This window comes from Paenibacillus sp. Soil766, assembly GCF_001428105.1.
GTDB lineage: Bacteria > Bacillota > Bacilli > Paenibacillales > NBRC-103111 > Paenibacillus_E.
Genome location: NZ_LMSJ01000003.1, coordinates 22,585 through 36,810 on the forward strand (window position 1 = coordinate 22,585; position 14,226 = coordinate 36,810).

The 14,226-nt window shown below is 44.6% G+C and carries 8 protein-coding genes; 1 reads left to right on the top strand and 7 read right to left on the bottom strand.

All coding sequences use genetic code 11. The features are described from left to right. Nucleotides 1-25: 25 nt before the first annotated feature. Nucleotides 26-508, bottom strand: coding sequence for a GNAT family N-acetyltransferase (locus ASG89_RS03000; RefSeq protein ID WP_057308826.1), 483 nt, complete (start codon nucleotides 506-508; stop codon nucleotides 26-28). A 454-nt stretch (nucleotides 509-962) separates the two neighbouring features. On the opposite strand from ASG89_RS03000, the gene ASG89_RS03010 reads away from it, so the two are divergent. Continuing rightward, nucleotides 963-3,317: an immune inhibitor A domain-containing protein gene (locus ASG89_RS03010; RefSeq protein ID WP_057308976.1), complete on the top strand. Its 2,355-nt coding sequence runs from the start codon at nucleotides 963-965 to the stop codon at nucleotides 3,315-3,317. Nucleotides 3,318-3,381: 64 nt separating this feature from the next. Here the strand turns inward: ASG89_RS03010 and ASG89_RS03015 are convergent, their stop codons facing one another. The 6 genes from ASG89_RS03015 to ASG89_RS03040 all read right to left on the bottom strand — a co-directional run bounded on the left by ASG89_RS03015 (nucleotide 3,382) and on the right by ASG89_RS03040 (nucleotide 14,187). Continuing rightward, nucleotides 3,382-6,141, bottom strand: a complete 2,760-nt coding sequence (locus tag ASG89_RS03015; RefSeq protein WP_057308828.1) for a glycoside hydrolase family 15 protein — start codon at nucleotides 6,139-6,141, stop codon at nucleotides 3,382-3,384. A 15-nt stretch (nucleotides 6,142-6,156) separates the two neighbouring features. Beyond that, nucleotides 6,157-9,063 carry a glycoside hydrolase family 66 protein gene (locus ASG89_RS03020; RefSeq protein ID WP_057308829.1) on the bottom strand — a complete coding sequence of 969 codons (2,907 nt, stop codon included), beginning with the start codon at nucleotides 9,061-9,063 and terminating at the stop codon, nucleotides 6,157-6,159. Nucleotides 9,064-9,319: 256 nt separating this feature from the next. Beyond that, nucleotides 9,320-11,032: a glycoside hydrolase family 66 protein gene (locus tag ASG89_RS03025; protein ID WP_063867666.1), complete on the bottom strand. Its 1,713-nt coding sequence runs from the start codon at nucleotides 11,030-11,032 to the stop codon at nucleotides 9,320-9,322. Nucleotides 11,033-11,037: 5 nt separating this feature from the next. Next, nucleotides 11,038-11,862, bottom strand: coding sequence for a carbohydrate ABC transporter permease (locus ASG89_RS03030; protein WP_057308831.1), 825 nt, complete (start codon nucleotides 11,860-11,862; stop codon nucleotides 11,038-11,040). Between the two features lie 10 nt (nucleotides 11,863-11,872). Continuing rightward, entirely contained in the window at nucleotides 11,873-12,754 is an 882-nt protein-coding gene (locus ASG89_RS03035) for a carbohydrate ABC transporter permease (protein ID WP_057308832.1), read from the bottom strand. Nucleotides 12,755-12,843: 89 nt separating this feature from the next. Further along, complete coding sequence (locus ASG89_RS03040; RefSeq protein WP_057308833.1) at nucleotides 12,844-14,187, bottom strand: ABC transporter substrate-binding protein; 1,344 nt, start codon at nucleotides 14,185-14,187, stop codon at nucleotides 12,844-12,846. Nucleotides 14,188-14,226 lie beyond the last annotated feature (39 nt).

Here is a 14,226-nt window from a genome sequence, read left to right on the forward strand (position 1 = left end):
TGATCACTGCCTCCCAATAGATGTACTACTCCGCAACAATTAATTTCATCCGTATGCCCGCTATCGTGTCCCCTACATGATTCATTTTCTTCTCAACCAAATAGGGCTTAAACCCTAGCTTGGTGTAAAATATCAATCCTCTTGTGTTTACATTATGACAAACGAGATGCAACTCTTGTATTTTTAGCTCATCTTTCACTCTAGCAATCATCGTACGGATTAAAAACTCGGCTGCTCCCGTGCCTCTGGCCCCTGGGGAAACAATAACATTGCCAAGCCAACATTGCTTACCTTCCTCTAAACCGTAAATGTTCGCATACCCCAGTAACTGCCCCTTCCCATCCACCACAACTGTTTGCTTCAACCTACTCTTGGTTGACTCCACGAGTTGTTCAGACGTAAGCGGGTATTGGAGCACAGGTGACATATAATACAGCTCCTCCGCATTGCGCGGAAAGGAACTAATTGTGTTGAAATCCTCATTCGTTGCAGGTCTACACGTAAACATAGATATCCCTCCTTTTATCAATATGCGGAAAATGAAAGCGAATTTACGCGATTGCGGATGTGGCCGCAGCGGCCGCGGGAGCACTTTAAGGCCCAAAATGGGCCTTATTTCTACTGCACGCCTGCGCGGGTATCACATTAACGCCCGAAAAGGGCGTTAAAATGCCTTTTCCGCGCCGCGCGCCGCCCCAACCCTCTTCTTGCTCATTGCCATACAAGTTCGAGAGGAAACCCGCGTTTCCTTTTTTGGCATCCGCGACTCTATCAAACGACAAAATCAGAGTGTTCATGTCGAATAAGGAAATATATAGGTGGGTCCAAGTAAGCAGGACCATAAGCACTTACTAGACTAGTCGAATCTAGTACTTAATTGAAATGACCATAGGTCAATTACATAGGTTGGTTTCATACTCTATTTTGCAGGAGGTTTCCTATTGAAAAACTACACCTCGAAGATGACTAGAGTTTTACTAGCAACAAGTTTAACCGCAGGACTTTTCTCATCAGCAGCTTTCACAACATCTGCGTTCGCAGCAGAAACCGATTACGCTAACGCACTTGAAGCACCACCGGTCGATTTGAATATTGTCGATGATGACCGACTAGCCAAAGGTTTAATGGACCGAGGTGTATTAAGTAAAAGCGCTACGCCTGAACAAATCAGTAAAGCTGTTAGATCGTATGTTGCCGCCAAGAACAATAAAATGGCTCCAACTACCAAAATCGACAAGCAAAATAATGAGATCGACAGAAGATCGAAGGAGTTCATTACGAAGCAAAAAAGTAAACTTTTATCGCAGCTGAACAAAGGGCATCAGGATTTGAAGAATGGTCTCCCGGGTGGCATCCCTATTCCATCCGCCAAACAAGATGCCTACAACGGCCCCGTGCGTGAGGATAAAGTCCTTGTTCTTTTGACCGAATTTTCGGACTTTAAGCATAACAATGTGAAGCAAGAACCTGGATTCATGTTTGCCAAAGATTTTAACCGTGACCATTATCAGAAGCTCATGTTCGGCAATAAAGATTTCAATCTATTCGACGGTTCTACGATCAAAACCTTCAAACAATACTACGAAGAGCAATCCGGTGGCAGCTATACGGTGGACGGCTATGTCTCCGATTGGTTAACTGTTCCAGGCAAAGCCGTGGAATATGGTGATGACAACCCTACAGGAGGTCATGATAACCTCAACCCCAAAGGACCTCGGGATCTGGTGAAGGATGCGCTGAACGCTGCAGTTGCAACCGGCCTTAATCTTGCTGATTATGACAAATTTGACTTATATGATCTAGATGGAGATGGTAATCAGAATGAACCTGATGGTCTAGTCGATCATCTGATGATTATTCATGCGGGTACGGGCCAAGAAGCTGGCGGCGGACAATTAGGTGATAATGCCATTTGGTCTCATCGCTGGACACTTAGTAGTGTGTATGCGATTCCCGGAACGACAGCAGGTGTAGATTATTGGGGTGGCCAAATGGCTGCTTATGATTATACAATTCAACCTGAAGATGGTGCTGTAGGGGTTTTTGCTCATGAGTACGGCCATGACTTAGGATTACCGGATGAGTATGATACCCAGTATTCCGGGCAAGGTGAGCCGATTGCCTCTTGGTCCATCATGAGCGGCGGCAGCTGGAACGGCAACATTGCGGGTACAACACCTAGCTCTTTTTCACCTCAAAATAAAGAGTTCTTCCAGAAAACCATGGGTGGCAATTGGGCCAATGTGACTGAAATTGACTCTTCCAACATTACGAAATTAGGTAAGGCAGCCATCATTGATCAGAGTGTGACGAAGTCCAACAATCCAGGTATTGTCAAAGTCACTTTGCCGGATAAAGCAGTGGCAGGCATCCAGCCGGCGTTCGGGACGAAGTATTATTACAGCACGAAGGGCGATAACCTGCATACGACAATTTCAACGCCGGAGTTTGATTTATCCCAAGCACAGACAGCTACATTTGATTTTAAAACGCTGTATGAGGTCGAGTTTGAGTATGACTACTTAACGGTGACAGCGTCGACCTACAACGAGCAAGTAACCCTCGATATTATTGGTGACAATGATACGAATGGCGACGCACGTGCAGAAACCACGAACGGAGCTTGGGTAGACAAGTCCTATGATTTAAGCCATTTTGCTGGTAAAAAAGTAACCCTCCACTTTGACTACGTCACGGATGGCGGGCTCGCGTTGAATGGTTTTGCGATGGATAATACGAAATTAACCGTGAATGGTCAAGTCGTATTCTCCGACGATGCCGAAGGCGCTTCTCATTTTAACCTCGATGGCTTTGTCGTCTCGAACGGTATTGAATTTAAGAAGCACTATTACTACCTGGAGTGGAGAAACTACGCGGGATCTGATAAAGCTCTAGCTTTTAGCCGTGGTGTCAAATACAATACTGGACTTGTTGTCTGGTATGCAGATGATAGCTATTTGGACAACTGGACCGGTATTCACCCTGGAGAAGGCTTCCTAGGTGTCGTAGATTCTCACGCGGATGCGATGATTTTCAAGAAAGATGGACAAGATTCCGTCTCGCAAACGACACGTTATCAAGTAGCGGACGCAGCTTTCTCACTGGACAAAACACCATCCTGGTACATCAACAACCCAACGAGAGGCGAATATACGTATAAATCCCTCAAAGGTGTTGAGGAATTCTCCGATTCCAACAGCTACATGAATGCATTGATTCCAGATGCCGGTCGCCTAGTGCCTAATTTTGGATTAAAGTTCCGAGTTGTTGGTGAAGCCAAGGATAATTCTGCTGGATTAATTTGGCTCCATAAGTAAGGATAATATGAACAAGACAAGAACCCCTAGCCTACTCAGCTAAGGGGTTTTTGTTATTAGTAACTTACTCGACGTTGCCGTAATACCAAGCTTCACCTGTCGTCATAATCCGATAATTCAGAGCAATTCTATCGTCCTCCGTCCAAGCTAGCGTGCTTGGATTTTGACGTATAAGGACAATATTTAAATTAGAAAAGTCCCCTGTAGCCACCGCAGAGCTTGCCAACTGGCTAAGTGGAATGACCATCTCCATCTCGCCTGTAGTTGTGTCCCACTGAGGAATGGTAACTCCTGTAATATGGTTGGTAAATGTCCAGTTCCCGCTTTGCACATTAAATTTAGAAAGATTCGTTCCATCACTCCAACGCCCAACCAAATATTGAAAAGGTCGATCCAAGGTTCCTCCATACATCCCTGTCGACTTGGTCGAGGCTGCACTGTGCTTAAAGTCCTCAGCGTACACCATCATTCCAAATCGCGGTGTGGCATTGAAGCCTGATAAGGTACCGCTATTATTTTTGATGCGGACGTATAAATTATTAGCATCGTTACTAACATATACCCTCTTAATGTCTGTATCTGCTGAACTTGAGGAACTGTCTGAAACCTTATCGATATAGTAAGGAACATTGCTCCATTGTGACAGATCGTTCGCTACAGTAGTCGTAACTGTGATAGCTTTGTAAGCACCAGCATTAGATTGCGGAGGTGTAATCCGAATATCCGCTTTTCCTTCATACTGCAAGGCCGCAAGGACAAACCAAGCCGCAGTTACAGGCTCAACGGATGTACTCGGCAGCGGCTTGAGTGTGATCCGCGAAACAGCTTCCCCTGCTGACATATAACCGACCGCCGTTCTGGATACGACCCATTGCAAATAATTAAGTGCACTCGCTGTTTCTCCACGATCCAGATGATAAAGGGCCATATAGAGACTCATCTGCGGCCATGAAGGCTCATCGCTTTGCGCTTCATTACCTGCGGGACTGAACGATGCGGTGTAGTAGAAGGTATCCCCATCATAACGGGCTATGCCATAGTTATCATGCTGCAGGTTCGTTTTTATTTTGTTAATATGGCTGCTTGCTCGTGAAGAATTGGCGTCTACGACCCCATAAGCCATCAGCGCCGCTGATGATGCGTCTACCAACGTATTGGCGCCTCCGGATGTTGTTACGGCCCGGTTGTAATAGTTATTTGCAATATTCCATAAACCTTTGGGATTCCATGTATCTTCTCTTTGGATACTGGAACGAATTTTACTGGCTGCACCATTATAATCATCGGCTAAGCTGTTTAAGCTCTTCGCCTTCGCCATGTATTGTGCCGCATCCAACCCAGCTACATAGACCGCTTGTGTGAAGGCGTTGTACTCCACATTCTCCTCCCAAATACTATTATCCGGTACGCCGAATTGATACGGGTCAGACCCTAAATTCGACCAAATGAAATCAGCGGATTTTTTATATTTGGTCCAAATATTATTGAGGAACGTAGTATTACCCGTTTTTACATAGTGCAGGTAAGCACCAATTAAAAATATGCCGATAGAATCATGTTCGGGCTCAACGAAGGATACATAATTATTGTTCCATAAATCAAATGTGGTCTTAAAACTGCCGTCCGATAGCTGGCGGTCCTGCAGCCAATACCAATACTTTTCCGCTTCATCGGTAAATCCTGCTTGATCGAGTGCCATGGCCGTCACCGCTGAATCCCTTGCCCAAACCTTATACCCATAAGCGATCGGATTCGTTGCTGCCGGCATTGCTCCGGAAGTTGGCTGAATGGCGTTCTTGATCGTAATTAAGCCGCGTTTATACGTATCGTTGATGCCAGTATCCGTGAAGTTGACGGTTTGTTTACCGGTTCCTGTTAACCAATTTGTGTAAGAAGTTCCGGTTTGGGTAAACCAATAGGAGGCTGTTTGTGCTCGCGCCGTATCAATTGAGCTTTGTGCATTCGCGAGTGAATTGCGCACTGTCGCTACAAAAGAACGCGTGACTGAGCTGTTCGCCGGAATCGTAAATCGATCTTGAAACGCTACACTGATGTCTACAGCTGTCTTGCTAGCGTTATTCTTAACGGTTCCGTTGTTGTCGAAGGTGTACCATGCCGCAACATCGGAGGCAGCGAGTGAAGACTGCGTATCATCAGCAACCTGATAGCCATCCATCGTTTGGTAAGCACCCAGAGCCACATAATACTGTCCTGAATTGCTCATGTTGACAAATAAAGTATTCCTAGCCGCATCATAGGAACCGGTATTCGTTTGATTCGTGCCTCCCTTGGTTTTATTGTTGACATGAATTTGCTCCAACATGTTGTAATCAATGGCAGAGCCTGTTGAATTCGTAAACGTAAAAGTCGCAACCGTGAAATTATCATTTGGCACCATAGCAAAATCCTTCGTTACCGTAATCGGCATGTTGGTCCCGCTATAATCCAAATATTTGGTACGTAAAATCCCGTTGTTATCGTAATAAGCTTCAGAATTGAAATTATGCGGCTGATCATATTTGGTCGAGCTGGTTTCATTTCGGAAAAAGCTTGAGTAATCAACGATTTGATTTGTCGTATAATCATCGCTGATCCGCATCTCGCCAATCCTTGGTCCGAACGTGCCCGTGTCATTCTGAGACAGCTTGCTAGCCATCCAAATATTCATGGCATTCGTCCAGTTGGACATGTATAGGCTCGTAATGGACTGCGAAGTGGGAGAGGTCAGGGCAAAGGCTGGCACTGAAACAAGCAATAAACTTAGAGTTAACACTAACGCAAGGAATAGTTCCAGTTTAGATTTATAAGTGCGCATAAGAACCATGGTTAAACCTCCTAGTTAATTGATGGTTATATTGTAGTTCGTACCTTCCCAGCGGTCCGTGCTGTACTCAGCCACGCCATTGGCATTATCATCCCAAAGGAAGGTCGCGTTTACCGTAGTGCTTGTCGTAAAGGGGCCAACTGAAATCTCATAGTCCAAATTGCCGTTGGTAGAACCATTAGATACCAATGCGGTATCTACGACATTTGTCCAGTTGTTTACACCCCAATGAACCCAGCCCGGTGCACCTACCCGGTACGTGATCCTATACCCTGCTGGAACAGTGGTAATCTGGCGATCAAATTGCCAAATATACGTTTTATCCAAATCCAGATGATCCAGATTTATCGCTCCGGCATTCGTACTGTTGTACCATAACACGATGCTATGGTGACCAGGCTTCAAATGTGCGGTCATTTCACCATACCCCCATGTCCCCCATCCTCCGGTTGACTTGAGCTGAACGGTTCCCGCAAATTTGCCATCAATATAGACGTCCCTTGTTGCGTTAGTTCCTCCGTTGGTGTAGCGGAATCTGAGTACATAATCATCATCTGATGCAGAACTGACGATAAAAGATACGCCGTCGCCGGAATTCGCAAATTGATCTACAAAGCCAGTTCCCGTGTAGCTTGCATAGTTGGTATTCGTCGCTACGTTGGACTTAATTGCTGTCTCGGCTTCATAGATATCATTGTTTGGCACACTAAATGTTCTTTTCATATAAATCATATCCCAATACTTCAGGGAAGGGACGGTGAAGGAAACATATTTACCATTGGAATCAGAACCGCTGGTGAAGGTTAGTTCTTGGGTTGTTCCATTCGAAATATCTGGAGATGCTAGGTAAACGTTTGAGATCGTTTCGTCATTGCCAATATAAACCTTTGTGGCTAAATTCGACATGTTCGTTGGAGCGTTAGCCGCATTTCTCCACTTCGTATCATTATTAGTTAAGTTAATTAGATGCACAATGTCATAGTTGGTGCTGCGCTTATTTAATTGCCATATCGTACCTGAAGCTGCGTCCCCGCTTACGGTTTGACCCGTAATGCTGGCGAACTGAGTGCCCGAATCGTTATTGACTACGTCAGTATCAAACAATAAGTTTTCATAGCCTGTGATAAAATTATAGTGATCCTTCATGCCTTCCCGCAGCGTACTTCTCATTTGCTTGCTGAAGTTAGGAAAGTATGGATGCCCAAGCATCTGATCAGCCTCACCCATCTCAATGTGGAAAGCACCACTGGCTGCAATCGCTGCATTCGTCAACCGAACGGAATTTTCCTCGAATGTACCGAGCGTCAAGCTGTCCAGGTTAATGAAGCCAGTACTTGCCGTATCTTTTTTCAGACGAATTGTATGGGAACCGGCACTCAGCTGGACTACACTGTAAGCGTCAAATGCCCATGTGTTCCAATCAGCTTGATCCAGGAATTCAATCTCCTTGTTGAGCACACCATCCACATATACGTTTCTCGTGGATTTGGTACCTGTATCATTCGCATAGCGGAACACTAATGCATATTTGCCTGTTTCGGGTGCAGAAATTGTGAAATCGACATAGTCGCCATTATCTCCAAAACCATCCACGAATCCAGTTCCCGTATACCCAGTATGATTGGTGTTAGCTGCCACACCATTTAACGTAGCAGATTCAGCTTCATACTTTGTACCGAGATTCTCCTCATAGTTCATGTAAGCCGCGAGGACAAACGCTTTGCCGCCATTATTTTGACGAGCATAATTGACATAATCCTTCAGTTCGATGTAATCATCCGAGCCTTCCCAGATTTCACTGTAATCAAAATCAGCTTGGGCATTCTTGGTAACATCGGGGGCTGCCCAGCCATCCACAGCACCATTCACTACATTGAAGGTTACTACTTTATTGGACAACGAATTTGCATTCAGATTGCTTCTTAAATTGTTGACGAATCCAGCGAACGTGTTATCAAGATCGATGGTTGACCCATTATACGCGTAGGGGTCACTCCTTTGACCCATTTGATCCAAATGAATACCGTCAAATCCCGCTGTGTTCAAAATATCTCTATACTGTCCGTAAATATGGTTCTGCCAGCTCGTGCTTGCTGGGTTGAACAACCATAAGTTGGTAGTTGGATTGTTATCCACGAAGTCAAAAACCAACTGATTAGCATGGGCTGCATCATAAAACATACCCCATTGATTACTCACGCCAGAAATGGTGGAATAATCTTGAAGCGCCGCATAGGTCATCGTATAGGGCATAGCAGCTGCATTATAATTATGCATGGAAGAGATTAAATTCTGAATTGTTGGCCATGCAATGGTCAGCTTCCCGCTCCAATCCGTCCAGGAGCTGTCAATCACGCCGGAGGTCCGTTTGATCATATTCTCATGGCGCCACATCCAATCGTACAATTGGAACGACACGGTGTGGTAATCCTGCATCGTCTTTTTGACACGAGCATCTGTTGTACTGCTGGATTCCCCAACTGGAAACTCACTCATGAATCCATATCGCGGATACTTTATCCAATCATTGGACACATCAATGGCTGTAGCACCTGTCCCTGCAGACCCCCCGGCTGTAATTTTTACGAAATATCCGATATGATTCGTTGACGGCGGGGTCCAAGTAAAGTTTACCGTTGTAGAACTTCCATTCGCGAGAGATACTGATGTCGATGTCGTATACTTTTGGGTTTCTCCTTGGTAAATCGTTATTGTTATATTATTACTATAGGAAGTGCCTGTATCATTGGTCAGTTCTGCCGAAACTGTAACCGTGTTTCCCGTGTTGTACCGCGCTTTGTCCGTATATACTCGCTTTACGATACCGCTGGTTGCGGCATTAGCTACAACGACGAAGAGCATGCCAATTGCGAGGCTGATCACAGCTAACACAACTGCTTTTCTATAGATCGTTGACAACATACATGAATTCCTCCTTTAAGATTTGTACAATAATTGCTTCCATTGGCTGCAAGTTACGCGATCTGTCTTCCTGCTCACCTCCTTTTTCAAGACAGAAAAACCCCTAATCGATACAATTAGAAAAATGGCCATTTTTCCGTTCGATTAAGGGTTGCTAGTCTTTCATGAATTGAAGTTTTAGCTTTGGTACAGCTTCATTGTAAGCCCATCTGATTGCACTTGAAACACCTTAAAATTGCTATTTTGGTGCGTTTTTTTATTGTAATAGCTCAATAACCACTAAAGACCAAATATCAAGGTGTGGGATTGTCAAAACGAGTGTTTTGCCGCGATCCCTATCCTCTATCTCGTATTGTGCTTGCTGCGGCCTCCCCATCTCGTTATCCGGCGTCGAAATAAAGACCGATTTCACCTCGGATTCCAGCAAAATAGTTAATGAAAAATCATTCTGCGGAGTTGGTTTTTGCTTCCCCGTATTCCAATAATCGTCTGATACACCACAAAGGTTAATCAGGTTCACCACTTTTAGTCCCGGCTTTTCTTTGATTAGTGTCCAAACCTTGTTCGCTTCACCGTAAGTACTGTATGAAACCTTCTCGAAAACATATTCAAGATTATCGCCATCCACATGTGTCATCGAAACGTCCCTTAACTCTGGGTCATACAGGACAGTAGCATACCTAATAATGAAATCGTAATACAATCGTAAGTCTCGGAAGAAGGCATCTGACAACGAAGAGTAATCAACATAATAGCCTTGCGTTAATACACCCTTATTCTCGCCCAACAGCAAATGGTAACCGCCACTGGCCGAGATCACTGCCGTTAGAATCAGCGCAGCATAGTTTGCTCGGTCCATGGATGCATCCCCTTTCTCCATGAAGGGCTTTAAATAAGCTGCCAATATCACCGGCTTCCCCTTACCGTATTGCTGCGCCCAGCTTAAGATTTGTACGATATGATGATACCGCTCATAAGGTTTCCAAACCTCAATATATATAACGTCCTGTTCAGCGCACGCAACCGTGTCGACCGGCCAATTCCCCACATTATTGAAGATGAGGCATAAGTCCTCTGTACACTGCTCAAGTAGCTTACGCGTGTTATTGATCAGTACTGGAAAGTGCTCATCCAGCCTCACAATCTTATCCTCATTAGCTAGCTTGGATATCGCTATTTTCGGTGAACCATACGTATCCATGTGAATACCGTCAAATTGCAACTCCTCAATCGTCCGCTTATACTGCTCAATGATATGGCGATGCCACGGTGACTCTTCAGCTATGTTCATCAAGTAAAAAATGTGAATAAAATCGAGAACCTTTCCATTGCTGCCATAAAGCGCCCAATCGGTATGCTGTTCATAAAACTCACGACTTGCCGCATACACAGCGCCATAGGCAATCGCCTTCATACCAACGCTGTGGCACAAGGCAATCTTCTCCTCAATCACCTTCCGGCTGGACACCTTGCCCATTAAATCGGAATAGACATCCACCGTTGCTACCAGATCATCATGACGATACATCCAATCGTAGAATTGTACGAGATTGATGTGAAGCTTGGTCATTTGCTTGATATCTTCACTGTCGCCAGCTTCATTCGGGTGAAAGTCACTTAGAAATCCATACCTTGGCGATTGTCTCCAGTTCGTCACCACATCGAAAGATGTTGAACTTACCTGAAGCCATTCCTCCTCCAGATACAAATGAACATCAACACCAAAGCCTTTAAATGCAACATCCTTAGGGCTAATCATCAATTGATTAGTCTGCCGTCCAGGACTAGATCTTCCAATCTCGTGACGATAGACTTCAATCTCCAGATTCAAATCGTAAATTTTCACTTCCAATTCAGTCTGACCGTCATCCAACGCAAAAGGGAGATCTAACTCCACTGCAATGGTGATCGGTTGATTTCGTAGGAACTGTGCTTTTAGCGGATAAACATCATGTATATATGGCTTCATTCTTCTCATCCCTTCAATGCACCTGCCGTGATGCCTTTAATAAAATATTTTTGGAAAATAAGAAACGCAAGTACGGCTGGAGCGAGCCCAATCACTGCTGCGGCGGCCATCAAATTCCACTGTGCACCATATTTTTGAAAAAAAATGGAGATGGCGAGGGGGACGGTATGCATCGTCTGACTTTGCAGGAAAAAGACGGCCTGACCGTAATTGTTCCATATCCCAAGTCCCGATAAAATCACAACAGCAGCGGTCACCGGCTTAACGAAATGAAAGGTTATGCGCCAAAATGCAGTAAAATAGGTGCACCCATCCATAATCGCAGATTCTTCAACCTCTCTAGGTAGCTGCTTAATAAAGCTAGCATAGAGAAAGACAGATAACGGCAAGGCAGTAGCTGCGGTAAGAAGAATCATCGCCCAATGCGTATTAATACCGCCAATCGATTTCATCAAGGTATAGAGGGGAACCGTAATAATAATTGCGGGAATCATCATACAAAGTAAGAGCAGCTGAAATACAATCCGATTAAACCGGCTGTTAAAACGGGCAATGGAATAGCCTGCTGCACTTGCGAACAGTACGATAATAGCCACAGATCCTACGGTAATGATTAGCGAATTTACAATGGCATTTCCAATTTTGGATATTTTCCAAGCGTTCACATAGTTAGCAAAGTGAAAATCCGGCAGCAGGATGTTGCCATCGAAGAAGGAGCTGGACGGCGTGTTCAGCGATAAATACAGCAGTGCATAGAATGGAATGAGCGATAAGAGGACCATGAGCGTTACGACGAAATATTTTCCTAGCCTAAGTGTTGAGTTTCGCATCGCCTTCTCCTCACATCTCAATCTCTCTGGATTTCGTTAAGCGCATAAAGATGATGACAGGAATCACAATAATTACAAATAAAATTAACGCCACTGCTGTTGAATACCCTGTGAAACTGCCATACAGCATGCGCAAAATATAAATACTTAAAGATTCTGTGCTGTAACCTGGCCCACCATCTGTTAAGGCGACAATAATTTCAAATACGCTCAAGGAGCCTATGATATTCGTTACGACATTGATTTGGATAGCCGGGTACAGCAATGGAATGGTGATCGAGCGTAAGGTGGCAAAGTAGCCAGCTCCATCGATTTTGCTGGATTCATATAACTCTGCCGGTATGGATTGAAGCCCTGCCAGATAAATAATCATGGTCATACCTACAAACTGCCAGACGTTGACCAACACGAGTACCTTCATCCCAGATGAACTATCGCCAAGCCAATTCGTGTTCATGAATCCTAGGTTCATATTCTCCAAAATATGATAGAGGAAGCCTCGCCCCGGCTGTAAAATGAAATACCAGACGTACCCCATAATTAATGGACTAATGACTGCCGGCAAATATACGATGGCTCTAACTACGCCCTTCCCCTTGAAATTCCGATCCAAGATAAGCGCGTACACGAGTCCGAAAATATTGAGCAGCGGCGCACTTCCAAGCGCAAAAAACAGCGTATTGTACAGATCGTGCTTGGCTCTGTCATCATGGAAGAAATCGATGAAATTATGCAGCCCGACAAATTCAGCTTGAGACACTCCGTTCCAATTCGTTAAGCTAATTCCTATCCCCTGTGTAAGTGGGTATATGAAGAACATCGCGAATAATAGGATGGCAGGTACTGCCATAAATTTGTGCAGATTGGTATTAATGATGCGCAAGAGATACATAGCAATCCTCTCCTAAACCCGAATGTATGAACAGCTTGTGAAAAAGGGAAGAGATCGGTGATCCTTCCCTTTTCGCAGGTTCATTCTATTTACTTAGAAGCTTTCCAGCCTTTGTCCCACGTCTCCTTGTACGTCTTAGCGAAATCAGCTGGGGTCTTATATTTGCCGGCAATCAACTCTTGCACCATACGGCCTACATCATCGCCTGAGAAGCCGGAAGGTGTATCAGTGAAGGCAATGTTTACACCGGTTTTCAGTGCTTGTGTTGCTTGATCTTGGAGCGGGCCCCAATCAGCTTTCACATCGGTGAAGGCAGATGGTGATTTAATCGCTTCACTGTATGACTTTAGATTCTCTGCCTTGAAGAGGAAATCAAGGAATTTCTTAGCCTCTTCAGGATGCTTAGATGCAGAAGTGATCGCATATTTGGAATCCTCGGCGGATAATACGACTGGCTTACCTCCATCTTGTAAAGCAGGGAATGGGCTGAAGCCAATATTTTTGGCAAAATCCGGATTAATCTTGAGCAAATCACCCAGTACCCACATGCCTTGGCTGAACATGGCTGTTTTCCCTGCAACAAAATCCTCTTTTTCATTATCATAGGTAGCCGTCAATGCATCCGCATTGATCAACCCTTCATTCTTAAGCTCCATGATGCGAGCAGCGAACGTCTCCATACTGCCGCCTGGGGCATCAAACGCAAGTTTTGCCCCATCGTTGTTAATGAACGCTTTGCGTGATTCATAAACACCATACTGCTGCTTGATGATGCCATGAGCCATAAATTCGATCAAATGTCCCATCGACCATGCTTCTTTACCGGGTAAGAACATCGGTACGACGCCTTTTTTCTTGTCTTTGATTGTTTTCAAGTTTGTTTTGAAGTCAGCCCATGTGAGTGCTTCCTTTAAGCCTAATTCGGAGAAAATTTGCTTATTGTAAAATATACCGCCCATTGTAACTGTTGCTGCTGCCGAGAACTGCTTGCCCGTTTTAATATCCGTATTCAAATCTTTGACAGCCGGCAGCACTCTCGACCAGAAGGCAGCGTTCGATAAGTCGAGGTATTTCCCTTGATCAATGTAATCTTGGCTAACTACCGTAGTGATATCAGGTACATCGCCGGATGCGAACTTGATTTTGATCACATTGCTGGCATCCTTCTGATATTCCTGCTCAACTTTGATACCTGGATTCTCGGTCTGGAACTTGGCAATCATTTGATTAACCAAATCTACCGTTTCTACTTTACCTGTCAAAAACTTTAGTGTAACGACTTCTTTTGGTTTCTCTGTTGGCTTTTCCGTTGCTTTGGCCGATTCGCTGCTAATGGCTGCCGTTGGCTTTACCTCTTCCTTGGTTCCGCAACCTGCGGCAATACCCAAAATAACTGAAAAACACATGACCATGGATAGAGATCTGTTCAACATGTTGTTTCCTCCCTTTTCGCTTATATATAAGAAAACTTA

What these genes read in the sequence shown, in the direction of transcription:
- ASG89_RS03025 (WP_063867666.1), bottom strand. Translation starts at nt 11,032, where the DNA reads ATGAAGCCATATATACATGATGTTTATCCGCTAAAAGCACAGTTCCTA.
- ASG89_RS03010 (WP_057308976.1), top strand. Translation starts at nt 963, where the DNA reads ATGACTAGAGTTTTACTAGCAACAAGTTTAACCGCAGGACTTTTCTCA.
- ASG89_RS03035 (WP_057308832.1), bottom strand. Translation starts at nt 12,754, where the DNA reads ATGTATCTCTTGCGCATCATTAATACCAATCTGCACAAATTTATGGCA.
- ASG89_RS03020 (WP_057308829.1), bottom strand. Translation starts at nt 9,063, where the DNA reads ATGTTGTCAACGATCTATAGAAAAGCAGTTGTGTTAGCTGTGATCAGC.
- ASG89_RS03015 (WP_057308828.1), bottom strand. Translation starts at nt 6,141, where the DNA reads ATGGTTCTTATGCGCACTTATAAATCTAAACTGGAACTATTCCTTGCG.
- ASG89_RS03030 (WP_057308831.1), bottom strand. Translation starts at nt 11,862, where the DNA reads ATGCGAAACTCAACACTTAGGCTAGGAAAATATTTCGTCGTAACGCTC.
- ASG89_RS03040 (WP_057308833.1), bottom strand. Translation starts at nt 14,187, where the DNA reads ATGTTGAACAGATCTCTATCCATGGTCATGTGTTTTTCAGTTATTTTG.
- ASG89_RS03000 (WP_057308826.1), bottom strand. Translation starts at nt 508, where the DNA reads ATGTTTACGTGTAGACCTGCAACGAATGAGGATTTCAACACAATTAGT.